Annotated in this window: 24 protein-coding genes; 12 read left to right on the top strand and 12 right to left on the bottom strand. The window is 72.7% G+C overall.

The window, feature by feature from the left end; translation table 11 throughout:
* Window positions 1-6 precede the first annotated feature (6 nt).
* Window positions 7-972 (bottom strand): NAD-dependent epimerase/dehydratase family protein, encoded by a 966-nt coding sequence (locus Aut01nite_RS15400; RefSeq protein ID WP_201775628.1) that lies wholly within the window; start codon window positions 970-972, stop codon window positions 7-9.
* Window positions 969-2,033: a Gfo/Idh/MocA family protein gene (locus Aut01nite_RS15395; protein WP_043531885.1), complete on the bottom strand. Its 1,065-nt coding sequence runs from the start codon at window positions 2,031-2,033 to the stop codon at window positions 969-971. Before Aut01nite_RS15395 ends, Aut01nite_RS15400 begins: the two co-directional genes overlap by 4 nt.
* A 251-nt stretch (window positions 2,034-2,284) precedes the next feature.
* Here Aut01nite_RS15395 and Aut01nite_RS15390 point away from each other — a divergent pair, with 251 nt between their 5' ends.
* A complete protein-coding gene (locus Aut01nite_RS15390) occupies window positions 2,285-2,875 on the top strand; it encodes an acyltransferase (RefSeq protein ID WP_043531883.1) in 591 nt (196 codons plus the stop codon).
* Window positions 2,876-3,033: 158 nt separating this feature from the next.
* Here the strand turns inward: Aut01nite_RS15390 and Aut01nite_RS15385 are convergent, their stop codons facing one another.
* The 5 genes from Aut01nite_RS15385 to Aut01nite_RS15365 all read right to left on the bottom strand — a co-directional run bounded on the left by Aut01nite_RS15385 (window position 3,034) and on the right by Aut01nite_RS15365 (window position 7,284).
* Window positions 3,034-3,630 (bottom strand): GTP-binding protein, encoded by a 597-nt coding sequence (locus Aut01nite_RS15385; RefSeq protein ID WP_043531881.1) that lies wholly within the window; start codon window positions 3,628-3,630, stop codon window positions 3,034-3,036.
* Complete coding sequence (locus Aut01nite_RS15380) at window positions 3,614-3,952, bottom strand: DUF742 domain-containing protein (protein ID WP_043531879.1); 339 nt, start codon at window positions 3,950-3,952, stop codon at window positions 3,614-3,616. The genes Aut01nite_RS15385 and Aut01nite_RS15380 overlap by 17 nt, the downstream gene beginning before the upstream one ends.
* Entirely contained in the window at window positions 3,949-4,374 is a 426-nt protein-coding gene (locus tag Aut01nite_RS15375) for a roadblock/LC7 domain-containing protein (protein ID WP_043531877.1), read from the bottom strand. Before Aut01nite_RS15375 ends, Aut01nite_RS15380 begins: the two co-directional genes overlap by 4 nt.
* Window positions 4,371-6,638 carry a sensor histidine kinase gene (locus tag Aut01nite_RS15370; protein ID WP_236643114.1) on the bottom strand — a complete coding sequence of 756 codons (2,268 nt, stop codon included), beginning with the start codon at window positions 6,636-6,638 and terminating at the stop codon, window positions 4,371-4,373. The genes Aut01nite_RS15375 and Aut01nite_RS15370 overlap by 4 nt, the downstream gene beginning before the upstream one ends.
* A gap of 205 nt (window positions 6,639-6,843) precedes the next feature.
* Window positions 6,844-7,284 carry a MarR family winged helix-turn-helix transcriptional regulator gene (locus tag Aut01nite_RS15365; RefSeq protein ID WP_043531875.1) on the bottom strand — a complete coding sequence of 147 codons (441 nt, stop codon included), beginning with the start codon at window positions 7,282-7,284 and terminating at the stop codon, window positions 6,844-6,846.
* Between the two features lie 63 nt (window positions 7,285-7,347).
* On the opposite strand from Aut01nite_RS15365, the gene Aut01nite_RS15360 reads away from it, so the two are divergent.
* From Aut01nite_RS15360 to Aut01nite_RS15350, 3 genes are all read left to right on the top strand, one after another.
* Window positions 7,348-7,740, top strand: a complete 393-nt coding sequence (locus tag Aut01nite_RS15360; protein ID WP_043531873.1) for a PPOX class F420-dependent oxidoreductase — start codon at window positions 7,348-7,350, stop codon at window positions 7,738-7,740.
* Window positions 7,741-7,904: 164 nt separating this feature from the next.
* Window positions 7,905-9,305 carry a M28 family peptidase gene (locus Aut01nite_RS15355; protein WP_236643113.1) on the top strand — a complete coding sequence of 467 codons (1,401 nt, stop codon included), beginning with the start codon at window positions 7,905-7,907 and terminating at the stop codon, window positions 9,303-9,305.
* Between the two features lie 59 nt (window positions 9,306-9,364).
* Entirely contained in the window at window positions 9,365-10,570 is a 1,206-nt protein-coding gene (locus tag Aut01nite_RS15350) for a hypothetical protein (RefSeq protein ID WP_043531869.1), read from the top strand.
* 42 nt (window positions 10,571-10,612) lie between these two features.
* Here Aut01nite_RS15350 and Aut01nite_RS15345 read toward each other — a convergent pair whose 3' ends face one another.
* Entirely contained in the window at window positions 10,613-11,122 is a 510-nt protein-coding gene (locus tag Aut01nite_RS15345; protein ID WP_161790746.1) for a GNAT family N-acetyltransferase, read from the bottom strand.
* 92 nt (window positions 11,123-11,214) lie between these two features.
* Complete coding sequence (locus tag Aut01nite_RS15340) at window positions 11,215-13,326, bottom strand: galactose oxidase-like domain-containing protein (protein WP_083999905.1); 2,112 nt, start codon at window positions 13,324-13,326, stop codon at window positions 11,215-11,217.
* 288 nt (window positions 13,327-13,614) lie between these two features.
* On the opposite strand from Aut01nite_RS15340, the gene Aut01nite_RS15335 reads away from it, so the two are divergent.
* Genes Aut01nite_RS15335 through Aut01nite_RS15305 form a run of 7 tightly spaced genes read left to right on the top strand, consistent with a single transcriptional unit; the run spans window position 13,615 to window position 20,429 of the window.
* Entirely contained in the window at window positions 13,615-14,757 is a 1,143-nt protein-coding gene (locus tag Aut01nite_RS15335; protein WP_043531867.1) for an inositol-3-phosphate synthase, read from the top strand.
* On the top strand, window positions 14,757-15,647 hold the full coding sequence (locus tag Aut01nite_RS15330) for an SCO3242 family prenyltransferase (protein ID WP_043531866.1): 891 nt from the start codon (window positions 14,757-14,759) through the stop codon (window positions 15,645-15,647). Before Aut01nite_RS15335 ends, Aut01nite_RS15330 begins: the two co-directional genes overlap by 1 nt.
* A complete protein-coding gene (locus Aut01nite_RS15325) occupies window positions 15,644-16,531 on the top strand; it encodes a sugar phosphate isomerase/epimerase family protein (RefSeq protein ID WP_152629070.1) in 888 nt (295 codons plus the stop codon). Before Aut01nite_RS15330 ends, Aut01nite_RS15325 begins: the two co-directional genes overlap by 4 nt.
* On the top strand, window positions 16,528-17,055 hold the full coding sequence (locus tag Aut01nite_RS15320; protein ID WP_043531864.1) for an EboA domain-containing protein: 528 nt from the start codon (window positions 16,528-16,530) through the stop codon (window positions 17,053-17,055). The genes Aut01nite_RS15325 and Aut01nite_RS15320 overlap by 4 nt, the downstream gene beginning before the upstream one ends.
* A gap of 10 nt (window positions 17,056-17,065) precedes the next feature.
* Window positions 17,066-17,917, top strand: a complete 852-nt coding sequence (locus Aut01nite_RS15315; RefSeq protein ID WP_043531863.1) for a TatD family hydrolase — start codon at window positions 17,066-17,068, stop codon at window positions 17,915-17,917.
* Complete coding sequence (gene eboE, locus Aut01nite_RS15310) at window positions 17,917-19,050, top strand: metabolite traffic protein EboE (protein ID WP_043531861.1); 1,134 nt, start codon at window positions 17,917-17,919, stop codon at window positions 19,048-19,050. Before Aut01nite_RS15315 ends, eboE begins: the two co-directional genes overlap by 1 nt.
* Window positions 19,044-20,429 carry an alkaline phosphatase family protein gene (locus Aut01nite_RS15305; protein WP_152629068.1) on the top strand — a complete coding sequence of 462 codons (1,386 nt, stop codon included), beginning with the start codon at window positions 19,044-19,046 and terminating at the stop codon, window positions 20,427-20,429. The genes eboE and Aut01nite_RS15305 overlap by 7 nt, the downstream gene beginning before the upstream one ends.
* A gap of 48 nt (window positions 20,430-20,477) precedes the next feature.
* Here the strand turns inward: Aut01nite_RS15305 and Aut01nite_RS15300 are convergent, their stop codons facing one another.
* The 3 genes from Aut01nite_RS15300 to Aut01nite_RS15290 all read right to left on the bottom strand — a co-directional run bounded on the left by Aut01nite_RS15300 (window position 20,478) and on the right by Aut01nite_RS15290 (window position 22,972).
* Complete coding sequence (locus Aut01nite_RS15300) at window positions 20,478-21,008, bottom strand: phospholipase (RefSeq protein WP_043531859.1); 531 nt, start codon at window positions 21,006-21,008, stop codon at window positions 20,478-20,480.
* Window positions 21,009-21,098: 90 nt separating this feature from the next.
* Window positions 21,099-21,779, bottom strand: a complete 681-nt coding sequence (locus tag Aut01nite_RS15295) for a response regulator (protein WP_043531857.1) — start codon at window positions 21,777-21,779, stop codon at window positions 21,099-21,101.
* Window positions 21,776-22,972 carry a sensor histidine kinase gene (locus Aut01nite_RS15290; protein WP_043531856.1) on the bottom strand — a complete coding sequence of 399 codons (1,197 nt, stop codon included), beginning with the start codon at window positions 22,970-22,972 and terminating at the stop codon, window positions 21,776-21,778. Before Aut01nite_RS15290 ends, Aut01nite_RS15295 begins: the two co-directional genes overlap by 4 nt.
* A 113-nt stretch (window positions 22,973-23,085) precedes the next feature.
* Here Aut01nite_RS15290 and Aut01nite_RS15285 point away from each other — a divergent pair.
* Window positions 23,086-23,294, top strand: a 209-nt coding sequence (locus Aut01nite_RS15285) for an ATP-binding cassette domain-containing protein (protein WP_204037543.1), incomplete at its 3' end; no start/stop codon positions are given.

Genomic DNA, 23,294 nt, shown 5'->3' with positions numbered 1-23,294 from the left:
CCGGGATCACTGGGAGGCCCGCCACCAGTCGACCAGGCCCCGCAGGCCCTCTTCGAGGGTGAGCTGCGGCTTCCAGCCCAGCTTGCGTTCGGCGAGGGAGATGTCGGCCAGGCGCCGGGTGACGCCGTTGACCGCGCGGGCCGGGCCGTGCTCCGGCGCCAGGTCCGACTTCATCACGGCGCTGAGCGCGGCGGCCAGCTCCTTGAGGCTGGTCTCGGTGTGGCTCGCGATGTTGAACACCTCGTCGGTGACGTCGGCGCGGGCCGCCAGGATGTTGGCGCGGGCGATGTCGGCGACGTGCACGAAGTCCATGGTGGCCAGGCCGTCGCCGAGGATCAGCGGGGGAGTGCCCGACTCGATCCGCTCCATCCAGCGGATCAGCACCTCGGTGTAGAGGCCGTGGATGTCCATCCGCGGGCCGTACACGTTGAAGTACCGCAGGGCGACGTAGTCCAGGCCCTTCATCGCCTTGAAGCTGCGCAGCGTCGCCTCGTTGAACGCCTTCGCCGCGCCGTAGAACGTGTCGTTGTTGTACGGGTGGTGCCGCTCGGTGGTCGGGAACTCCTCGGCCAGCCCGTAGACCGACGCCGACGACGACGCGATCAGCTTCTTCACCCCCGCCTCGGCGGCCGCCTCGATGACGTTGAAGGTGCCGTCGACGAGCACCTCGTTCGCCAGCCGCGGCTCCTCGGCGCACTGGGTGATCCGGATGGCCGCCAGGTGGAAGACGAGGTCCTTGCCGGCGGTGAGGGCGGAGACCAGCTCGCGGTCGCGGATGTCCCCCTCGACGACGCGGACCGGCCCGTTCTCCACCGCCCAGGCGAGGTTCGAGGAGACGCCCCGCACGAAGTTGTCGAGAATGACGATCTCCGACGCGCCCTCGCGCACCAGCTCGTCGACGACGTGGGAGCCGATCGTGCCCGCTCCGCCGGTGACGAGAGCGCGCGCGCCCTCGATCTGTACCCCAGTCACGCCATGTGCCTTTCGTCAAGCTTGATCATGGTTCCGCCCTCGGCCAGGCTGCGCGAGGCGGCCTGGAGGATCTCCAGCACCCGCAGCCCGGACCGGCCGTCGGTCAGTGCGGGAGTTCCGGTGGTGATGGCCCGCGCGTACTCGTCGACCATCGTCCGCAGCGCCTCGCGCTCGGTCAGCGCCGGGGCGACCATGTCCCCGGACCGGTACGACACCAGGATGTCGCGTCGCTGCTCGTCCTCGAGCTCCTCCGGCGAGGCCACGTCCACGCCCCGGTCGTACAGCGAAAGCCGTTGACTGGGGTTCAGGTCGTCCCACACCAGGGTCCGCTTCGAACCGCCGATGATCGCGGTGCGGACCTTCACCGGGGACAGCCAGTTCACGTGGATGTGCGCGATCGCGCCGTTGCTGAGCTGCAACGTCAGGTAGGCGACGCAGGCCCGGCCGGCGCCGATCCCGTCGGCGCCGTGCGCGGCGACCGCGATCGGGCGCACCGACGGCGGCAGCACGAAGTCGAGGATCGACAGGTCGTGCGGCGCCAGGTCCCAGATCACGTCGATGTCGCGCTGGACGAGACCGAGGTTGATCCGTACCGAATCGAGGAAGTGCAGCTCGCCCAGCTCCCCGTCGGCGAGCAGCTGACGGATGCGCAGCACCGCCGGGGTGTAGCAGTAGGTGTGGTCGCACATCAGGGTCAGCCCGCGCCGGCCGGCCTCCTCGACCAGCTCGAGCCCCTCGGCGTAGGTGGCCGCGAGCGGCTTCTCCACCAGCACGTGCTTGCCGGCCCGCAGCGCGGCCATGGCGACCGGCAGGTGGGTGCCGGCGGGCGTGGCGATGGCGACGGCGTGCACGTCCGGGTCGGCGAGCACCTCGTCGAGATCCGCCGAGACCCGCACGGTCGAGTAGTCGCCGAGCACCCGCTGGGCCCGCTCGACGTCGAGGTCGCAGAGCCAGCGCAGGTGGAAGGCGGAGCTGCCCTGGAAGTTGCGGACGAGGTTGGGGCCCCAGTAACCGGCCCCGACGACGGCCACGCCGATGGGCGCGGGAGGCTGAGAATTCACAGCGATCCGTTTCGTCGGAAGTGGACGGACCCCGGACGCGGCCCGCTGGAAAGCTATCGATCCCCGGTGGCCGTACGCCAGATCGTGAGTGGATTTCCGGCGGAGGCGGGGGACAGCCCGATACCTTCGGTCATCCGCGACTACGCCGCACGGCCAGATTGGACACCCACCGTCGCTTTGCCGACAACTTCTCATGTCGGCGGGCACTACCCTGTGCCGGATCTCCGCCGCACTCTCCGGAAGGCTCGCGCATGCCAGTGACCGTCGCTCCGACCGCCGACGTCGACGAACGGGCCGGTGTCGGCGAGGGCACCCGGATCTGGCATCTCGCCCAGATTCGGGAGGACGCCACGATCGGACGGGACTGCATCATCGGCCGCGGCGCCTACGTCGGCCCCGGTGTCGTCCTCGGCGACAACTGCAAGCTGCAGAACCACGCCCTCGTCTACGAACCGGCCCGCCTCGGCGACGGCGTCTTCGTCGGCCCGGCCGCGGTCCTCACCAACGACGAGTACCCGCGCGCCGTCACCCCCGACGGCCGTCTCAAGACCGGCGACGACTGGACCGCTGTCGGCGTCACCGTCGGCGAGGGCGCCGCGATCGGCGCGCGGGCGGTCTGCGTCGCGCCGGTCACCGTCGGCCGCTGGGCCCTGGTCGCCGCCGGCGCCGTCGTCACCAAGGACGTCCCCGACTTCGCGCTCGTCGTCGGCGTTCCGGCCCGGCGCGTCGGCTGGGTCGGCCGCGCCGGCCGGCCGCTGGTCGCCGAGGGCGACGCCTGGGTCTGCCCGGCGACCGGTGCGGCGTACCTCGAAACGGACGGCGTCCTCACCGAGAAACCCTGATCCGGTACGGGCCACGAACAGAACCGTGGCGCTCCGGGGCGGGTGGGCGGCCGGGCACGGCCGACCCGCCCGCTGCGGGCATATGCGGTGGTTCTCTCCGGCTGGTCGTCACTGCCGTCCCGGCGCCGCCGAGACGGCAGTGACGACCAGCCGGTTCCTCAGGACTGGCCGACTCGGCGGTCGACGCGGCGGGCCAGGACCCGTTCGGTCAGGGCGACGAGCACCGACTTGACGGACTCGCGCCGGCGGGCGTCGCATTCCAGCATCGGCATGCCGTCCGCGACCCCGAGCGCGTCACGGATCTCGGTCAGCTCGAAACGGCGTGCCCCGTCGAACGCGTTCACCCCGATGATGAACGGGATCTCGTGCTCCTCGAAGTAGTCGATCGCCGGGAAGCAGTCCTCGATCCGGCGGGTGTCGACGAGCACGATCGCGCCGAGCGCCCCGTTCACCAGGTCGTCCCAGAGGAACGCGAACCGGTCCTGCCCCGGCGTCCCGAACAGGTAGAGCAGCAGCGTCTCGTCCAGGGTGATCCGGCCGAAGTCCAGCGCCACCGTCGTGGTCGTCTTCCCGGCGACCGCCGACGTGTCGTCCACCCCGATCGACTTCTCGGTCAGCTCCGCCTCGGTGACCAGCGGCTCGATCTCCGAGATGGCGCTGACGAAGGTGGTCTTGCCGACCCCGAACCCGCCGCTGACGACGATTTTGACGGCGACCGGCGCCGCCGCCGTCACCGTGCTAGAGCGCCCGAACACGATCCCGGATCCTTTCGATCAACATGGTGGTCAGCTCACCCGGCGCCTCCCCGGCGCGCAGGAGGTCCTGGGTGATCAGGTCCGCGACGATCACCCGGACCACGCCGAGCGGGGCCCGCAGGGTCGCGGCCAGGTCGGCGACGGACATCGGCCGCTGGCACAGCTCGACGATCCGCCGCGACTCGAAACGCAGCGGCGCCGACAGGGCGGCGGGTACGGCGTACAACTGGGTCTCGATCCGAAGCCCGTCGTGCAGTGGCGTGGTCCGCCCGCCGGTCAGCATGAACGGCCGGACCACCATGTCCTCCCCGTCCGTGCTCATCGGGGGAGATGCTGCCGGGACTCGGCGATCAGGGCCGGGGTGAGCAGGTCGCCGAAGCGGTCGGCGAGCAGGGAGATCTCGTAGCCGACCAGGCCGAGATCGCTGTCCCCGGCGGCGACCACGCCCAGGCAGCTGCCGCCCGGGATCACCGAGATCACCAGGAAGCCCCGGTGCATCTCGATCATGATCAGTTTGAGGCCGGCGAAGTCGTAGCGGCGCGACGCGCTGCGGGCCAGGCTCGCCATGCTGGAGACGATCGCGCCGAGCTGGTCCGCCTCCGCGCGGGCCAGGCCGTCGGACGCGGCGATCAGCAGCCCGTCGGACGAGACCGCCACGGCGTCCCGAACCCCGTCGGTCTGATGGACGAAGTTGCCCAGCAGCCAGTTGAACTGATGGCGGTCGGCAGGGGCCTCGACGCTCACAGGGTCTCCTCACTCATCGCGTGCCGGTGGTGGCCGGCGCCGCGCTGGATGCCGTCGCGCAGGGCGGTCAGCCGGGTGCGCACCGCCTCGGGGGAGCCGGCCACCGGCGCCGACGGCTCGGGGCGGCTGTCCGGGACGGCGGCGGGCGGCGCCGGCCGCTGCGCTCGTGGGACGCGCCGGCGCAGCCCGTTGACGGTGTGCGCGCCGTTGCCCGTGTGTCCGCCGTTGCCGATGTGCCCGTCGTCGACGACGACCTGGCTCTCGGCGAAGCGCTGTCCCAGGGTGGGCTCGGGCTCGGGCCGGCGCTGGGCCGGCACCACCGGCCGTTCCTCCAGGACCACGTAGTCGACCACCTCCACCGCCAGCGGGGTGCTTCCCGCCGGCGGCTTGAGGGACGGCAGGTCGGGCCCCACGACGGCCTCGTCCGGTGGGGCGTCGACCGCCGGGTTCTCGCCGAGCAGGGCCGGGGGCAGGGTGACCCGCGCGGTCACCCCGGTCACCGCGGACCGGGCCAGGTGCACGTCGATGCCCATCTCGGCGGCGAGCCGGCCGACCACGTAGTGCCCGAGGAACCGGGCCGGCGCCGTGATGAAGTCGCCCTCGCCGCGCAGCCGCCGGTTGGCCCGGTCCAGTTCCTCCTCGCTCATCCCGACACCCTGGTCACAGACGGCGATCAGGTAGCCGTCGTCGACCGACCGGCCGTGGATCTCCACGTCCATGTCCGGCGGGGAGAAGGCGAGGCCGTTCTCGATCAGTTCGGCGAGCATGTGGGCGAGTCCGCTGACCACCGCGCCGGAGACCAGTTGCTCGTCGAGCCGGCGCAGCGACACCCGCCGGTACTCCTCGACCTCGGACACCGCGGCCCGGATCACGTCGGTCAGCGGCAGCGGCCGGGACCACTGCCGGGGGCTGGCCGCGCCGACCAGCACCAGCAGGCTCTCCGCGTTGCGCCGCATCCGGGTGGCCAGGTGATCCAGCTCGAACAGGTTGGCCAGCCCGGCCGGACTCGACTCCTCCTGTTCCAGGCGGGTGATGAAGCCGAGCTGGCGGCGCAGCAGGTTCTGGTTGCGGCGGCCCAGGTTGGCGAGGGACTCGGCACTGGCCCGGCGCAGTGCGGCCTGTTCGGTGGCCAGCTCGTACGCGGTCTCCTGCACCCGCTCGAACGCGTCCGCCACCAGTAGCACCTCGGCGCTGGCGTGCTCCGCGACCGTGATCGGCCCCGGCGGCCCGGTCGCGTCGCCGTCCACCGCCCGGCGTACCGCCTCCGGCAGCCGGACCCCGGCCAGCCGGTTGGCCTCGGCCGCCAGCCGGGCCAGCGGGCTCGCCACCGACCGGGCGGCGACCGTACCCAGATAGATCGCGATGCCGACGCAGGCCAGGACCACCGCGGCGAGCCCGGCCAGCCGTAGGTTCGCCTCGTCGCGCAGCACCTCGGCGCGGGACCGCAGCGAGGCGCCGATCTCGCCGGCCAGCTTGGCCATGTCGGCGAGCACGGCGTTCGCCGACGTCCACCACAGTTGCGGGTCGGCGCGCAGCACCTGCCCGTCGCCGGAGTCCAGCGCCCGGGCCAGCAGCTGTTCGGCCCGTCTGGCCGGAGCGGTGGTGTAGATGCGGTCCTTGGCGGCGAGCGCCTCCGGGGTGGCGTACTCCTCGAACTCGGCCAGGGCCGCGTCCAGGTCGGCTCCCAGCTGCACGAACCGCAGGAACTCGCCCTCGGCGAAGCCTCCGGACGCGAGCACCGCGTTGAGGAACGCGGTCCGCCGGGCGGTCGCCTCCTTGGCCAGGTTGAGCATGGCGAGCGACTCGGAGCCGAGCCGCATGGTCGCGTCGGCGGCGTTGTCGAGCGCGAAGTACACCTCGCCGAGCTCCTCGACGACCTCGTTGTAGTCCTCGAAGATCTCGGTCCGCTCGGCGCCGCCGCGGTCGACCTCGGCGCGGATCTCGGTCAGCGCGGCGGCCTGTTCGAGCGCCTCGCCGACCTGGCCGTCCAGGTCGCCGCGTTCGGCGATCAGCGCAGCGGCCTCGGCGCGCCGGGCGTCGACCCGCTGCCGGGCGGGCGGGATCTGCTCGCGGAAGGCGGTGTCGCCGGCCAGCATGCCGAGGGTCACACCGCGCTCGGTCTGGATCTCCTGGGCGATCGCCTGGACGGCCAGGTCGAGGGCGATCGCCTGGTCGGTACGGGAGGCCAGCCGGTAGGTGCCGAACTCCTCGGCCACGACGACCGCGAGCAGCAGCATCATGGCCGCGACGGGGAGCGCGAGCATCCGGACGATACGCCCCCGGATCGAGCGTGCGCTCCGGGTCATCGGTTCCCCTCCGCCGGGATCCGCCGCGAGGCGGATTTCGTTTTCACGACGCCGGACAGAATTGACGGATGCCTACATGGGGTCAACACCCCTAACGAGCGACAGGGTCGGTCGCACCCCCTCCGGCCTGCGCGTTCGCGGCGGACCGGAACCGGGCCCGGTCCTACGAACGGGTGGCCGTGAGCGCGGCGACCGCGCGTTCCAGCAGGCTGGTGAACGCGGCCAGCTCCGGTTCGGTGAAGGCGGCGGAGAGGTGCCGCTCGACCCGGAGCGCGGCGTCGTCGGCGTCGGTCAGCAGGGCGGCGCCGGCGGCGGTGAGCCGGTTGACGACGACCTTCTGGTGCAGGGGGGAGGGGCCGCGTTCGATCAGCGCCTTGGTCTCCAGGTTGGTCAGCACGGTGGCCATCGTCTGCGGGGTGACCAGGGACTCGCGGGCGAGCTGGGCGGCGGACATCCCGGTGTCGCCGGCCTCGGCCAGCAGCAGGAGGGCCGCGTACTGCGGGACGGTCAGGCCGAACTCGCGCAGCGCGGCGGACTTGCGGGCGATCAGCGCCTGCTCGGCCCGTTTGATCACGAAGCCCAGCCGGCCGTCCGTCGCGCTCATGACCGCATTCTGCCATGCGGGCGGGTTGAATTCGTGTGCTGTTCTATGACAGGGTTCTGTCACATGAGCATCATCCCGGACAGCTACACCGATCTGCTGGAGCGGCCGCTCTTCGGCCACCTGGGCACCGTGCGCGACGACGGCGAGCCGCAGGTCAACCCGATGTGGTTCAGCTACGACGGCGAGTTCCTGCGGTTCACCAACACGACCACCCGCCGCAAGTACCGGAACGTGACCGGCGAGCCGCGGGTCAGCCTGTCGATCAACGATCCCGAGCGGCCCTACCGTTACCTCGAGGTGCGCGGCCGGGTGGAGCGGATCGAGCCGGACACCGAGGGCGTGTTCTTCGCGTCGCTGGCCGATCGGTACGGGCTGCACATGGACGGCCCGCCCGGCGACGTGGCGCACCGGGTCGTCTACGTCGTGCGGCCCACGGGAGCGAGTTACCAGGGATAACCGCCGAACCCTTCCGGCTGGTTCTCCGTGCTGCCTCGGCGCCGCTGAGACGGCACGGAGAACCAGCCGGAATCATTGCTCGGTGGCTATATAGACAATAGTCTTCCTCGCACGTGGATCGTCATCCTCACCGGGATCGGCGATCTCCTCAGCGAGGGGGAGTCTTGGAAACACCTGCCGAGAAGTCTTCACTGTCCCGCCGCCGGATGCTCACGATCGCGCTCGGCGGCGCGGCGACAGTCGCGTTGCCGGCGCCCGCCTGGGCGGCCGGCGATCAGCGGCCGGGGGCGGTGCGCCCACCGACCCTGACCCCGCACGACCTCAAGGTCGTCAACCGGGTCTCCGCCGAGCGTGCCCTGCAGCATCTGCGAGTGCTCTCCGAGGGCATCGGCCCGCGCATCGGCGGCACCCGCTCCGAGCACAAGGCCGCCGGTTACATCTCCAGCGTGCTCGACCGGCTGGGCTACGACGTGACGCTGCAGCCGTTCCCGGTCGCCGACAAGTTCCTGGCCCAGCTGGAGTCGCCGCGCGGGCTGCCGCGTGACCTCTGCTGGCAGGCCGGGGCGTCACCGCACGCCGCCCTCGACGTCCGGGTGCGCGGCGACGTGCTCGACGCCGGCTCCGGCGCCGACGACGCCTACCCGGCCGACGTCAAGGGCAAGATCCTGCTGATCGACTACGTGGCCGCCACCCGGGAGGCGCTGGTCGCCACCGCCGTGGCCCGCGGCGCCGCGGCCGTGATCTTCCTGCCCGCCGACCTGGTCGAGCCGCGCCGGGCCTCGGCGTTCAGCCCGACCCTGCCGGCCTCCGCGGAGAACCCGGTGCCCATCCCGGTCGTCGGCGTCGCCCAGGCGCAGAAGCACCGGCTGCGTGCCCTGCTCGCCAAGGGCCGGCTCAAGCTGACCGTGTCGACCGCCGCACACCGTGGCCTGACCTCGCACAACGTGCTCGCCGAGCGCCGCGGGCGGGGCCCGGCGAACGGCCCGGTGGTGTCGGTGAGCGCCCACTACGACACCGTCATCGGCGCGCCCGGCGCCAACGACGACGGCTCCGGCACCGTCCTCACCCTCGAGGTGGCACGGGTGCTGCGGCACCTGCCGACGACGGCGACCCTGCGGTTCGCGCTGTGGGGATCGGAGGAGCAGGGGCTGATCGGCTCCCGCTACCACGTGGCCCAGCTGCCGCAGGCGGAGCGGGACCGGATCGTCGCGGTCTTCCAGAACGACATGGTGGCGACCAGCTGGGACCCGGCGACCCGGTACTGGCTGCTGTCGTTCACCGGGCAGCCGAACCGGGCGACCGACGAGGTGGCGGCGGCGGCGAACCGGCTCGGGTACGCGCCGCGCATCTCGCCGGTCACCCTGCGTGGCTCCAGCGACCACCAGTCGTTCCAGGAGGTCGGGATCGCGTCGGCGAACTTCAGCTGGCGTGGCGAGGAGTCGCCGGCGCTGCTGGAGCCGCCGTACCACAGCCCGGAGGACACCATCGCCAAGAACATCAGCCTGGAACGGCTTCAGGTTTCACTCGAATTGATCGGATCCGCGGCGTACGCGACCGCACGCTGACACATCGCCCGGGTGGTCCGGGGCCCCGTGGGGTCCCGGATCACGCTTACCATCGGCCGGTGCGAATTCGACGGATCGCTCTGACCCTGCTGCTCGCCGGCGCTCTGGCCGCCTGTCAGTCCGCCCCACCCAGCACACCGGTCTCCGCACCGTCCCGGCCGGCGCCGGCGGCTCCGGCCGCCTCGTCCGTCACGCCCCCCTCGGCCGTGGCCGTCACGCCGCCCGCCAAGCCGGCGACGTCGGCACCGGTGTCGGCGACGGCGAGGCCACCGGCCGTCAAGAAGCTCCCCCGACCCGGCAACGCGTCGGGCCGGGCGGCCGTTCCGGCGGCGGCGAGGGCTGTCGACACGAGCCGGCCCGACCGGACGATCGGCGACGGCACCCCCGCGAGCTGCACCTCCGCCGCCGTGGTGAAAGCGGTCGCGGCCGGCGGCGTCATCACCTTCGACTGTGGCCCGTCCCCGGTCACGATCGCCATGACCGCCACCGCCAAGGTCCGCAACAACGTGGCGAAGGTGGTCCTGGACGGCGGCGGCCGGGTCACCCTCAGTGGCGGCGGCAGCCGTCGCATCCTGTACATGAACGTCTGCGACACCGCCCAGGGTGTGAGTTCCGCGAGCGGCCACTGCCACGACAAGGTGACGCCCCGCCTGACCGTGCAGAACCTCGCCTTCACCCGGGGCAACGCCGCCGGCGGCGGTGACGCGGCCGGCGGCGGCGGCGCGATCTTCGTGATCGGCGGCGGCCTCAGGGTGATCGGCTCCCGGTTCACCGGCAACCGGTGCGAGCGGACCGGCCCGGACGTCGGCGGCGGCGCGATCCGGGTCCGGCTGCAGGGCGGCAACCAGCCCGTCTACGTGGTGGGCAGCACGTTCACCGGCGGCGAGTGCGCCAACGGCGGCGCGCTCAGTGGCCTGCACGTCTCCTGGACCGTGCTGAACAGTGTGTTCTCCGGCAACGCGGCGGTCGGCAAGGGCGCGAACCCGGCCCGGGACGGCACTCCCGGCGGCGGCAGCGGCGGCGCGATCTACCTGGACGGCGACGACTACGACCTGAAGCTGGACGGCACGCTGATCGAGAGGAACCGGGCCGAGGAGGGCGGCGGAGCGGTGTTCTTCGTCAGCAACGATCGCACCGGCACGCTGGCGGTCCGCAACTCCACGCTGCGCCGCAACGTCAGCGAGACGTTCGAGACGACCGGGCTGCCCGGCATCTTCTACCTCGGCAAGGGCGACCCGGCGATCAGCGGATCCAAGCTCGGCTGACCGGGTGGACTTCGGCCGTCCCGCGCGCCCGAAGCCGGCACGCTAGAGGAGACGGCGCATCCGCAGGCTGCGGATGTGGTCGTCGACGCGGGACAGGGCGGCGCGCACCGTGTCGACCGGCTCGAAGCCGCGCGCCCGGTAGAACCCGATGCCGCGCTGGTCACCGAGGAACACCGACACCCACATCTCGGTGCCACCGGCCGCCCGAATCTGCTCGGTCACCCGGTCCAGCAGCAGGGTGCCGAGCCCGCGGCCGCGCGCGGCGGCGGCGAGATAGATCAGCGACAGCTCACCCGTCGCCGGCCCGCTCATCCCGCCGCCGGCGGCGCCGAGCACCCGGCCGCCCTCCTCGACGACCTGATAGCCGAACCAGTCCGGCGGCGCGGCCGCGACGTCCCGGGCGACCCGCTCCGCGTCGTAGAACGCGACGACACTGCGATCGATGTAACCGGGCGGGAGCAGCTCCCGGTAGGCGTCGCGGTAGGCGGTGGAACAGATCTCGGCGATGCTGCTCACGTCGGCCACGACGGCCTGGCGGACAACGGTGGTCAACGATGGTCCTTGCACGGCGGCAAGGATAACCGCCTTTCCCGCAGGTGACGCCGGATCGGCGCCCGCCCTGGGCGCCGTCCGGCCGGTCGGTCCTACAGGGTCCACTTCTGGAGGGCGCTGCCGTTGCAGGTGGAGACGAGGATCTGGGCGCTGTTCGCCGATCCGGCCGCGCTCAGGCACAACGTGGTGTTCTGCAGTGGCTTGATCGTGCCGTCGGCGTAGCCCTGCCAGCGCTGGGCGGGGCCGTTGTTGCAGGTCCACGCCCAGATCCGTTGCCCGGTCACGAAGTTCTGGTTGGGGACGTCGAGGCAGTTGCCGACCGCCCGCATCGTCTCGCCGACCCGGTTCCACGCCTGCGCCTTGGACCCGATGCAGGTGTAGGTCATCACGTAGGTGCCGCTGGCCAGGGCGGCGCCCGGCACGTCGAGGCACCGGCCGGTGCTGTTCTTGATCGGGCTCATCAGCGGTTTCGGCCCGAAGCCGACCTGCACCATCTTCGCCACCGACGGGACGCCGGCGCTGTCGACGATGAAGAGCATGTAGTAGCCGGGCGGCGTCGACCCGCCGGACGGGGGCCCGATGACGGTCAGCGTGGTGCCGTCGGCGGTGAACTTCAGCGGCACATAGCGTTGCCCCTGGTCGACGCCGTGCGTGACGTCGGCCAGCCCGACCAGGGCGACCTTGCGGATGTCGGCCGCCTGCGGGGTGGTGACGGTGAACCGGCCGCTGGTGGTGGCCGGCGCGCCGGAGATGACCGGCCGGGCGGCGAGTTGCCCACTGCCGTCCTTCTTGAACAGGTACGGCGGGCTGAAGTACTCGATGTTCTTCTCCAGGTAGCCGACGGTCCGGCAGCGCGCGCAGATCCCGCCGCCGCCGGTCAGCACCCGGCCGTCCGGTAGCAGCGCGGCGGTGGAGTGGTACTGCCGGATGCGCGCGGCGCCGGACAGGACGCTCCACTGCCCGGTGGCCGGGTCCCAGCGTTCCGCCGTGGTGACGGCGTGCTGGAGGTCGACCAGCCCGTCGACGGCGGCGCTGTTCATACCGCCGGTGGCGAGCACCGACCCGTCGGCGAGGACTGTCGCGTTGAGCTGGCGGCGCCCGGTCGAGAGCGACCCGGTCGCGGTGACCACCGGGTTGATGGTGTTGTTGGCGTCCAGCAGGACGGCGGTCCGGGTCGGCACCCGGGTCGCCCCGTTCTCGGTGATGTCGCCGCCGCCGACCACGAGGGTCTTGCCGACGTCGTAGGTGGAGTAGCTGCCGTAGATCCGGGCGACCGAGTCCCGGGTCGATGTTCCGGTGATGATTCCGTCGGCGGAGGTGGTGATCGTGAATCCGGTCAGCCAGGGACCGAAGAATCCCAGTTGGGTATCCGGCCGGGAGCCCATGAACGGATACATCCGCTGGTTGTATTTGTCGAAACCGGTCAGTTTCCGAATGGCGCCGTTGGTCTGATAGACCTCGGCGACCGACGGTCCGCCGCCGATGATCACTTCTTCGCCGTTCGCCATCGTGGCCACCGACGGGTACCACCGCGCGGCCGCCATGTCGGCGCCCCGGGTCCACGTCTCGGCCTGCCAGTTGAAGACGTAGGTCCGCACCGTCCCGGCCATCTGCGCGTTGGCGTTGCCGCCGGCGATCAGGATGTCGCCGTTGGGCAGATGCGCGAACCCGGCGCAGAAGATGTTGGTGCCCTGGAGGTCGACGCGCTTGGCGGTGTTGTTCGCCGGGTTGAAGACCATGGCCCGGGTGAAGGTGTGCGACGGGTACGTCTCGACCGGGTTGTCGCCGACGGAGTCCCAGATCAGCAGCTTGCCGTTGGGCAGCACCGCGGTGAAGACCGGCACCACCGGCGTGTTGACGACCGCGCTCCACGCCCCGTCGGCGCCGGGGTCGGCGGCGATCCTGCGGTTCGGTGTGACGCCGGGACGCAGGCCGGTCGCGCGCTGGATCCGGTCGGCGTTGGCCTTGGTCTGTTCCTCGATGACCCGCATCGGTGTGCCGACGAGGTCCTGGGCCCGGTGGTCCGCGTCGTCGTCGGCGTGCCCGTGCGCGACGTTCTCGTACGCGGCGGGCTCGTGCGCGGCGTGCTCGTGACCGGTATGGCCCGCGTGCTCGTGAGCGGCCGCGGAACGGGTGCCCGGGACGCTGACCGATACGGCCGAGAAGAAGAATAGAAAAGCGATGATGCCATGGCCCAGGCGCATGATGATTTCCCCCGAGATCGTTTTATGCACACCGCCCGTTTCCGGTTTCCGATTCGGTCACCATAACGCCGACTAAGGTACTCATCAATATTAACAACGCTTAATATGGGCTGGTTCCGCATGGCCGATCATCGCGCGGCCGTCGGCCGAACGGCGGACTCCCGGTAGCGGATCACCGCGCGGCGTGAGGGGCTGCCGCCGCGCGTAGGGGTTGGCCCGTGATCAGCAGATTCCTAGTGTTCGGGGTATTCCCGCCCGTCCCCTGCGTCTGAAAGGGAGTGGAACGCCATGCGTACCGGATTGTGGTTGGTAGGTGTCCGCGGGTCGGTGGCCGTCACGGCGATCACCGGGCTGCTGGCGGTCCGGGCCGGCCTCACGGACCCGGCCGGTTGCGTCACCGAGCTGCCCCAGTTCCGCGACGCGGGACTGCCGGAACTCGACGACATCGTCGTCGGCGGCCACGACATCGTCGACACGCCGCTGCTGAAACGAGCCGAGGAGCTGTCCGCCGCGGGTGTCGTGCCGGCCACCCTGGTCAACGCGATCGCCGCCGAGCTGTTCACGGTCGAGGCGGACCTGCGGCCGGTGCCGGTCCGGGCCGTCCAGGCGGAGACGGCGGCCGCGGTGGCCCGCGACCTCCGCGACTTCCGGGACCGGCACCGGCTCGACCACGTGGTGGTGGTGAACGTGGCGAGCACCGAGCCGCGGACCGCCGAGGACACCGTACCGGCCGAGCTCGGGGCGTTGCGGGCCGCGATGGAGCGGACCACCGACGTGCTGGCGCCCAGCAGCCTGATGGCGTACGCGGCGTTCGAGGCCGGCTGCGCGTTCGTCGACTTCACCCCGTCCACCGGCGCGCGGCTGCCCGCCCTGGCCGCGCTGGCCCGGCTGCGCGGGATGCCGTACGCCGGGCACGACGGCAAGACCGGCGAGACGCTGGTCCGCTCGGTGCTCGCGCCGATGTTCGCGCTGCGGAACCTGGCGGTGCGCAGCTGGTCCGGAACCAACCTGCTCGGCGGCGGCGACGGCGCGCGCCTGGCCGAACCCGGCGCCAACGCGGCCAAGACCGCCAGCAAGAGCCGGGTGCTGGAGGAGGCGCTCGGATACCGGCCCGAGGGCGCGACCCGCATCGACTACGTCGCGGAGCTCGGCGACTTCAAGACGGCGTGGGATCTGATCACCTTCTCCGGCTTCCTCGGCACCGGCATGCGGATGGAGTTCACCTGGCACGGATGCGACTCCGCGCTGGCCGCCCCGCTGGTGCTCGACCTGGCCCGGCTCACCGCGCTGGCGCTGCACCGGGGCCGGTCCGGGCCCGTACCGGAGCTGGCCTTCTTCTTCAAGGACCCGGTCGGCGAGAGCGCCGCGAGCCTCGGCGAGCAGTGGGCCACCCTGGTCACCTTCGCCCACGACGCGGAGATCCTCCGCTGATGGCGACGCTGGCCGATCTCGCGGAGCTCGTCCGCGCTCCCGCCGCGCTGTCCGTGCCGGGCGACACCATCGCCGGCGCCGCCGCCGCGGGTGTGGCCGGACCGGTCACCGGCGGGCTGGCCGCCGCGTCGACCTGCCTGTACTGGGCCGGGATGGCCGCCAACGACTGGGCCGACCGGCACCGGGACGCGACCGAACGACCCGGCCGCCCGATCCCGTCCGGCCGGGTGCGGCCCGGCGCCGCCCTGGCCGTCGCGGGCGGCCTGACCGCCGCCGGGCTGCTGCTGGCGGGCACGTCCGGCGGGCGCCGCGCGCTGGCCACCGCCGCCGGGCTGGCCACCGCCGTCTGGACGTACGACCTGGTCGCCAAGGAGACGGCGGCCGGGCCGGCGGTGATGGCGGCGTGCCGTGGCCTCGACGTCCTGCTCGGCGCGAGCCCCCGCGGCGCGGGCGGTCTGCGCCGGGCGATGCCGGCGGCCACGGTGGTCGCCGCACACACGTACGCGGTCACCGTGCTCTCCCGCGACGAGGTCACCGGCACCGACCCCGCCGTCCCGGCGACGACCCTGGCCGCGACCGGGGCGATCGCCGGCGCGGCGCTCGCGCTCGGTGGCGGCCGGACCGCCCGTCCCGCCGCCCGGCTGCTGGGCGCCGGGCTCGCCCCGGCCCTCGCCGGCGCCTACCTGCGCCGGTTCGGCGGCGCCCAGGCCCGCGCCGTCCGCGCCCCCGAGGCGGGACCGGTACGGGCCGCGGTCAGCGCCGGGATCACCTCGTTCCCCCTGCTCCAGGCGGCCCTCACCGTCCGGGCGGGCCGCCCGCTCACCGCCCTCGCGGTCGCCGCCGCGGCGCCGGCGGGCCGCCGGCTGGCACGTCTGGTGTCACCGACATGAACCTGACCGCCACCGCCCCGGCGGACCGCCCGGCGACCCCCGCACCCCCGGCCCTGCGCTGGGGGTACGGCACCAACGGCTTCGCCAACCACCGCCTCACCGACGCTCTGCGGGTGCTCGCCGACCTCGGCTACGAAGGGGTCGCGCTGACCCTGGACCACTGCCACCTCGACCCGTTCGCCCCGGACCTGGGCCGCCGGGTCGCCGCGACCGCCGACCTGCTGCGCGACCTCGGGCTGGCCGTGGTGATCGAGACCGGCGCGCGGTACCTGCTCGATCCGCGGGAGAAGCACGCGCCCACCCTGCTGCACGACGAACGGGCGAAACGCCTCGACTTCCTGCGCCATGCCGTGGCGATCGGCGCCGACCTGGGCGCCGAGGCGGTGTCGTTCTGGGCCGGGGTCCGGCCGGCCGGCGTGCCGCCGCGGGTGGCGTGGCAGCGGCTCGTCGACGGGTGCGCCGACGTGGTCGCCCACGCCGACCGGGCCGGCGTCACGCTCGGGTTCGAACCCGAGCCGGGCATGCTCGTCGAGGACCTGGCCGGCTGGCACCGGCTGCGGGCCGCGCTCGGCGCGCCCGCGCGCTTCGGTCTCACCCTCGACATCGGGCACTGCCGGTGCCTGGAGCCGGTGGACGTGCCGCAGTGCGTGACCGACGCGGCGCCGTACCTGGTCAACGTGCAGATCGACGACATGCGCCGAGGCGTGCACGAGCACCTCGAGTTCGGCGCCGGAGAGATCGACTTCCCGCCGGTGCTGCGAGCGCTGCGCGACGGCGGCTACCGCGGGCTGGTCGCCGTCGAGTTGCCCCGACACTCGCACGCCGCGGCCGCGGTGGCCGAGTCGGCCATCGAATTCCTGCGGGACGCGGCGGGGCAGCGATGACGCCGGACGAGTGGCTGCCCGCGGCACAGGCCGGGATCCGGCAGGACCCCACGGCGGCGGCACGACTGCTCGCCGAGGCGCCCCGGCGGCTCGGCCGGGCGTCCGCCGCGGCCCGCGTGACCCTGCTGACGGCGCTGGCGGAACTGCCGGACGGCCCGGCGCACGTGGCCGGCGTGTACTGGACCGGGGACAGTGGGGAGCGGCTGGCCGTGCTCGCGGCGCTGCCGTCGGTTCCGCAAGCGGTGGCCGTACCCCTGCTGGAAGACGCGTTGCGCAGCAACGACGCCCGCCTCGTCGCCGCCGCCCTGGGACCCGCCGCGACCGCCCTCGATCAGGGGACCTGGCGGCAGGGCGTGCTCAAGTGCGTGTTCCTCGGCATTCCGCTCGCCGGCGTGCACGACCTGGACCGGCGCGCCGACCCGGAACTGATCGCGATGCTCGGCGGCTTGGCGGCCGAGCGGGACGCGGCCGGCCGGGCCCTGCCGGCCGACGCCGCCGCACTGCTGACCGAAACCCGCCAGTGAGGGGAATCTGATGCGAATCTTCGACCCGCACATCCACATGACGTCCCGGACCACCGACGACTACGTGCGGATGGCGGCGGCCGGGGTGCGAGCGGTGGTGGAGCCGGCGTTCTGGATCGGGCAGCCGCGCACCAACCCGGGATCCTTCGCCGACTACTTCGACGCGCTGGTCGGCTGGGAGCCGTACCGGGCGTCGCAGTTCGGCGTTCGGCACCACGCCACCATCGCGCTCAACCCGAAGGAGGCCAACGACCCGCGGTGCACGGCCGTGCTCGACCTGGTGCCGCGGTACCTGCTGAAGGAGAACGTGGTCGCGGTGGGGGAGATCGGGTACGACGCGATCACCCCGGCCGAGGACGCGGCGTTCACCGCCCAGCTCGCCATGGCCGTGGACGCGGGCCTGCCGGTGCTCGTGCACACCCCGCACCGGGAGAAGGACCGCGGCCTGCGGCGCAGCCTGGACGTGGTCGCCGAGTCCGGCATCGATGAGGGCCTGGTCGTCATCGACCACCTCAACGAGGTCACCGTCCGGGCGGTGCGCGACACCGGCTGCTGGGCCGGGTTCTCCATCTATCCGCAGACCAAGATGTCACCGGACCGGATGGTCGCCCTGCTGCGCGAGTACGGCACCGAGCGGGTGCTGGTGAACTCGGCGGCCGACTGGGGCACCTCGGATCCGCTGCTCACCCGCCGGACCGCGGAGGCCATGCTGGCCGCCGGTTTCAGCGCCGAGGACGTCGACACGGTCTTCTGGCGCAACCCGGTGACGTTCTACGGGCAGTCCGGCAAACTCGACCTGACCGTGGAGCCGGCGCCGGCGGCCACCTTCGCCGGAAGCTCGATCGCCCGGGGCGGCAGCTGATGCGGCTGCGACATCCGGACGGCACCACGCTGCACCTCGGGTACTGCACGAACGTGCACCCGGCCGAGGACCTGGCCGGGGTGCTGGGCCAGCTCGACGACTACGCCGTGCCGGTGCGGGAGCGGCTCGGGACGGACGTGCTCGGCCTCGGCCTGTGGCTGGCCGCCCCGGTGGCCGCGGAACTCGCCGCCGACCCCGCGACGGTGCGCCGGCTCGCCGCCGAACTGCGCGCGCGGGGTCTCGAGGTGGTGACCCTCAACGGATTCCCGTACCGGGCGTTCCAGGCGCCGGTGGTGAAACACGCCGTCTACCACCCGGACTGGACCACGCCCGAGCGGCTCGATCACACCCTGAGGCTGGCCGGGATCCTGGCCGGCCTGCTGCCCGACGACGCGGCCCGCGGATCGATCTCCACGTTGCCGCTGGCCTGGCGCGAACCCTGGGACACCGAACGCTACGACAGCTGCCGGCGCAACCTCGACGACCTCGCCGCGGGACTCGCGGCGGTGGCGGACCGCACCGGCCGTACCGTCCGGGTCGCCTTCGAACCCGAGCCCGGCTGCGTCGTCGAGACCACCGCCGACGCCGTCACCTGGTTGTCCGGCGTGGACACCCGGCGGCTCGGGGTCTGCCTGGACCTGGCCCACCTGGCCTGCGCCTGGGAGGACCCGGCGACCGCGCTCGCCGGCCTGCACGCGGCCGGCCTGCCGGTCGTCAAGGTGCAGGTGTCCGCCGCTCTGGCCAGCGCCGATCCGGCCGCCGAGGAACAGGCCCTGCGGCGGTACGTGGAACCACGGTTCCTGCACCAGACCCGGAGCCGGGACGGCCTCGCCACCGACGACCTGACCGGGGCCCTGGACCGGGGACCGGCCGGTGACCCGTGGCGGGTGCACTACCACGTGCCGTTGCACGCGACCCCCGAGCCGCCGCTGACCTCCACCGTGGACGTGCTCCGCGACGCCCTGCGGTCCCTGGTGGGCGGGCCGGCGCCGGTCTGCGACCACCTGGAGGTGGAGACCTACACGTGGGACGTGCTGCCGGCCGGGCAGCGGCCGCGGTCGGCGGCCGGGCTGGCCGGCGGGATCGCGGCGGAGCTCGCCTTCGCCCGGGACGAGGTGACCGCGCTGTGGTGACACCGCTGCTGGTGCTCGACGTCGTCGGGCTCACCCCGCGCCTGCTGGAGCACATGCCGGCGCTGTCGGCCCTGGCCCGCCAGGGGTTCCAGGCGCGCCTCGGCACGGTGCTGCCGGCCGTCACGTGCTCGGTGCAGTCCACCTTCCTCACCGGTGAGACGCCGCGCGACCACGGGATCGTGGGCAACGGCTGGTACTTCCGGGACCTCGGCGAGGTGCTGCTCTGGCGGCAGCACAACGCCCTGGTCGGCGGCGAGAAGCTGTGGACCGCGGCGCGCCGGGCGCATCCCGGTTACACGGTGGCGAACGTCTGCTGGTGGTACGCCATGGGCGCGGACGTCGACTGGACGGTGACGCCCCGGCCGGTCTACCACGCGGACGGGCGCAAGGAGCCGGACTGCTACACCGACCCGCCGGAGCTGCACGACGAGCTGACCGGCGAGCTGGGGACCTTCCCACTCTTCTCCTACTGGGGCCCGGCCGCCGGGATCGCCTCGTCCGACTGGATCTGCCGGGCCACCGAGCGGATCCTGACCGCGCACGCCCCCGACCTGACCCTGGCCTACGTGCCGCATCTCGACTACGACCTGCAACGGTACGGCCCGTCGTCGCCGCAGGCGGTCCAGGCGGCCCGGCGGCTCGACGCGGTGCTGGCGCCGCTGCTCGACGCCGCGGCGGCGCGCGGGGTGACCGCCGTGGTCCTGTCCGAGTACGGCATCACCGACGTGAGCCGTCCCGTCGACGTCAACCGGGCGCTGCGCGCCGAGGGACTGCTGCGGGTGCACACCCAGGCCGGGATGGAGTACCTCGACCCGTGGACGTCCGGCGCCTTCGCGGTCGCCGATCACCAGGTCGCGCACGTCTACGTCCGGGATCCGGGCGACGTGGACCGGGTGGCGCGGATCTGTGCGGCGCTGCCCGGCGTGGACCAGGTCCTGGACGCGGCGGGGAAGGCGGAGTACGGGCTGGACCATCCGCGGGCGGGTGAGCTGGTCCTGGTCGCCGACCCGGACGCGTGGTTCACCTACTACTACTGGCTCGACGACGCGTACGCCCCCGATTTCGCCCGTCTGGTGGAGATCCACCGCAAGCCGGGCTACGACCCGGCGGAGCTGCTCCTCGATCCGGCGAACCCGCTGCGGGCCAAGGGCCGGGTGGCGGCCGCGTTGCTGCGCAAGAAGGCCGGGATGCGGTACACGATGAACGCCATCGGCCTGGACGCCGGCGCCCGGGCGGTCCGCGGCTCGCACGGGCGGCTGCCCGACGATCCGCGGGACGGGCCGGTGCTGATCTGCGGCGACCCGGCGTACGGCCGGGAGGCTCTCGCCGCGACCGAGGTCAAGGATCTGCTGCTGCGCCTGGCCGGTCTGGCCGGATGACCCGGGCCGCCGGCCGTCGCGACCGCGACGGCCGGCGGCCCGGGGAGATCAGGAGGCGAGACCGAACTCCGCGAGGGCCGTCTGCGCGGCCTCGTTGATCTGCTCCTCCGACACGGCGGTGAACCCGAACACCCGGACCGCCTCGTAGTACGTGTTCGCCAGGCCGCGGCAGGTGGAGCGCTGCAGTCCGCTGTAGCCGTCGCAGACCGCCCGCAGGTCGGCCAGGAACGCGTTGTCGATGCGGTCCTTGTTGGCGTCGAAGATGCCGAGCGCCTTGAAGTTGCGGTAGCCGAAGTCGTGGCGGTGGCAGGACAGCTTGAAGTCGAAGCCGAGCGGCTTGTCCGGGCTGGTCGAGCAATAGTCGGTGGACCAGTCGAACCCGTAGTCGGCCCAGGCCCCCTGGTTCTGCCGGCCGGCGTCCCAGGACTGCCGGCTGGCCGTGGTCGCCTGGCTCCAGGCGGTGGCCTGCGCGACGCGCTGCGCCTCGGTGGCCGCCGCGAACGCGACGCCCGGCAGGGCCGCCTGCATGCCGATGACGGCGGCCGCCGCGACGACCATGGTCTTGAGTGTGGTGCGCATTGCTACCTCCCAGAGTTTCGGACGGGAGAAACGTAACAACGCGTATTGGTACGTATCTATGTCTTTCAGGCGTGGCCGAACGACTCCGGATCAGCGGGCGTTCGGCCGCACCAGCCCCGACTCGTACGCGGTGATCACCAGCTGCGCGCGGTCCCGGGCGCCGAGCTTGCTCAGCAGCCGGGTGATGTGCGTCTTCACCGTGCCCACACCCAGGTGCAGGTGCTCGGCGATCTCGGTGTTCGACAGCCCGCGGGCGATCAGGCCGAGCACCTCACGCTCACGCTCGGTGATCACCTCCAGCCCGCGCGGCGCCGCCGCCGGGCCACCCTGCCCGGTGAACGTGGCGATCAGCTTCCGGGTCACCCGCGGGGCCAGCAGCGCCTCGCCGGCGGCCACCAGCCGGATGCCGTTGAGCAGCTCGGCCGCCGTGGCGTCCTTGACCAGGAAGCCGCTGGCCCCGGCCTGGAGCGCGGAGTACACGTACTCGTCCAGGTCGAAGGTGGTCAGGATGAGCACCTTCACGTCCGCGGTCTCCGGCGCCGAGCAGATCCGCCGAGTCGCCTCGATGCCGTCCATCTCCGGCATCCGGACATCCATCAGGACCACGTCCGGCCGCAGCTCCCGGGCCATCCGGACCGCCTCGGCGCCGTTGCCCGCCTCGCCCACCGCCGCATAGCCGGGGGAGGCGTCGAGCAGTGCCCGGAAGCTCTCCCGCATCAGCGCGTGGTCGTCGGCCAGGAGCACGGCGATGTCCGGCGCGGTCTCGGTCATACGGTGTCCTCCGTGGTGGTGTACGGGATGTCGGCGGCCACGCGGAAGCCGCCCTCGGGACGGGTCTCCGTGGACAGCGTGCCGCCGTACATCGTCACACGCTCGCGCATGCCGATGAGTCCCTGCCCCGCGCGGCCCTTGTTCTGCTGCTTACGGCCCCGGCCGTTGTCGGCGACCTCGATGTGCACCACGCCGTCCGCCGCCCGGACCGTCACCGCGCACCGGCTCGCCTCCGCGTGCTTGATCACATTGGTCAGCGACTCCTGGACGATCCGGTAGACGGTCAGCCCGACCGCCGTGGGCAGGTCCCCGGTGCCCTGCACCGTCAGGTCGACCTGGAACTTCGGCGACCGCAGCCGCTCCACGAGGTCGGCCAGGTCGGCGGCGCCGGGGGAGGGGGCGAGCTCCGCGCCCTGGTCGTCGTCGGCGCGCAGCACGTCCAGCAGCCGCCGGATCTCGGTGAGCGCCGACCTGCTGGTCTTCTCGATGGTCTGCAGGGCGGCCCGGCTCTCGGCCGGCCGCTCCTCGGCGATGTGGTTGGCCACCGTCGCCTTGACCGCGATCAGGCTCAGGCTGTGGCCGACGATGTCGTGCAGCTCGCGGGCGATCCGCAGCCGCTCGTCGGCGACCGCGTCCCGGGCCGCCCGGCGGGCGTGGTCGGCGCGGATCGCGCGCCGCCACCGGATCAGCCGGCCGGTGACCCAGGCCGTGGCCAGGCTGACCACGATCAGGCCCAGCTCGACCTGCCACCACAGCGGCACCTCGCTGCCCGGCGCGTCGTCGGGGGTGGTGCCGGTGCGGATGTAGAGCCACGGGATGGTGACGGCGGCGGCGGCCAGGGTGCCGGTCAATGCGACCACCGACATCACCCGGCCGGCCGCGGCGGCCGCGGAGTACAGCATCGGGGCGATCGGCGCCCAGGTCATCACGAGGACGCCGATCCCGGCCGCGCCGGTGGCGGTGGCGACCGCGGCGGCCGTGACCGCGACGGCCAGCGCGGGCAGCGGCCACCGGCGGCGGACCACCAGGGGCAGGCACACCGCCGCGGCGGCCGGCCACGCCACCCACGCCGAGTCGGTGAACCGCGGGCCCGGCGGGTCCAGGGTGGCGGTGGCGATGAAATAGGTCAGCAGGACGGCGGCAGCGGCATCGATCAATGTGCCGCGCACCTCGAATCCGTAGAGCCGGGTCACGCGGTCACGCTATAACGGCGCGCTGCCGGATCGGACGTATGACTCAGGTCGTACCTCAGGTTCCGACCTCGGTCAGACGCGGCGGTACCGCCCGGACTGACACGATCGACCACATGATCGAGCTGCTGGAGCTGACCAAACGATACGGATCGACACTCGCGGTGGACCGGTTGTCCGTCGAGGTCCGGCCGGGCGTGGTGACCGGTTTCCTCGGCCCGAACGGGGCCGGGAAGTCCACCACGATGCGGATGATGCTGGGCCTACACCGCCCGACGTCGGGTCAGGCTCTGGTCGGCGGCCGCCGCTACGACGAGATCCGCCA

Origin of the sequence: Actinoplanes utahensis (assembly GCF_016862455.1) — a bacterium.
GTDB lineage: Bacteria > Actinomycetota > Actinomycetes > Mycobacteriales > Micromonosporaceae > Actinoplanes > Actinoplanes utahensis.
Note: the sequence above shows the minus strand (reverse complement) of the source record. Positions and strands in the feature narration are given on the sequence as shown.

What these genes read in the sequence shown, in the direction of transcription:
- Aut01nite_RS15390 (WP_043531883.1), top strand. Translation starts at nt 2,285, where the DNA reads ATGCCAGTGACCGTCGCTCCGACCGCCGACGTCGACGAACGGGCCGGT.
- Aut01nite_RS15380 (WP_043531879.1), bottom strand. Translation starts at nt 3,952, where the DNA reads ATGAGCACGGACGGGGAGGACATGGTGGTCCGGCCGTTCATGCTGACC.
- Aut01nite_RS15370 (WP_236643114.1), bottom strand. Translation starts at nt 6,638, where the DNA reads ATGCTCGCGCTCCCCGTCGCGGCCATGATGCTGCTGCTCGCGGTCGTC.
- Aut01nite_RS15365 (WP_043531875.1), bottom strand. Translation starts at nt 7,284, where the DNA reads ATGAGCGCGACGGACGGCCGGCTGGGCTTCGTGATCAAACGGGCCGAG.
- Aut01nite_RS15360 (WP_043531873.1), top strand. Translation starts at nt 7,348, where the DNA reads ATGAGCATCATCCCGGACAGCTACACCGATCTGCTGGAGCGGCCGCTC.
- Aut01nite_RS15340 (WP_083999905.1), bottom strand. Translation starts at nt 13,326, where the DNA reads ATGCGCCTGGGCCATGGCATCATCGCTTTTCTATTCTTCTTCTCGGCC.
- Aut01nite_RS15335 (WP_043531867.1), top strand. Translation starts at nt 13,615, where the DNA reads ATGCGTACCGGATTGTGGTTGGTAGGTGTCCGCGGGTCGGTGGCCGTC.
- Aut01nite_RS15330 (WP_043531866.1), top strand. Translation starts at nt 14,757, where the DNA reads ATGGCGACGCTGGCCGATCTCGCGGAGCTCGTCCGCGCTCCCGCCGCG.
- Aut01nite_RS15325 (WP_152629070.1), top strand. Translation starts at nt 15,644, where the DNA reads ATGAACCTGACCGCCACCGCCCCGGCGGACCGCCCGGCGACCCCCGCA.
- Aut01nite_RS15320 (WP_043531864.1), top strand. Translation starts at nt 16,528, where the DNA reads ATGACGCCGGACGAGTGGCTGCCCGCGGCACAGGCCGGGATCCGGCAG.
- Aut01nite_RS15315 (WP_043531863.1), top strand. Translation starts at nt 17,066, where the DNA reads ATGCGAATCTTCGACCCGCACATCCACATGACGTCCCGGACCACCGAC.
- eboE (WP_043531861.1), top strand. Translation starts at nt 17,917, where the DNA reads ATGCGGCTGCGACATCCGGACGGCACCACGCTGCACCTCGGGTACTGC.
- Aut01nite_RS15300 (WP_043531859.1), bottom strand. Translation starts at nt 21,008, where the DNA reads ATGCGCACCACACTCAAGACCATGGTCGTCGCGGCGGCCGCCGTCATC.
- Aut01nite_RS15295 (WP_043531857.1), bottom strand. Translation starts at nt 21,779, where the DNA reads ATGACCGAGACCGCGCCGGACATCGCCGTGCTCCTGGCCGACGACCAC.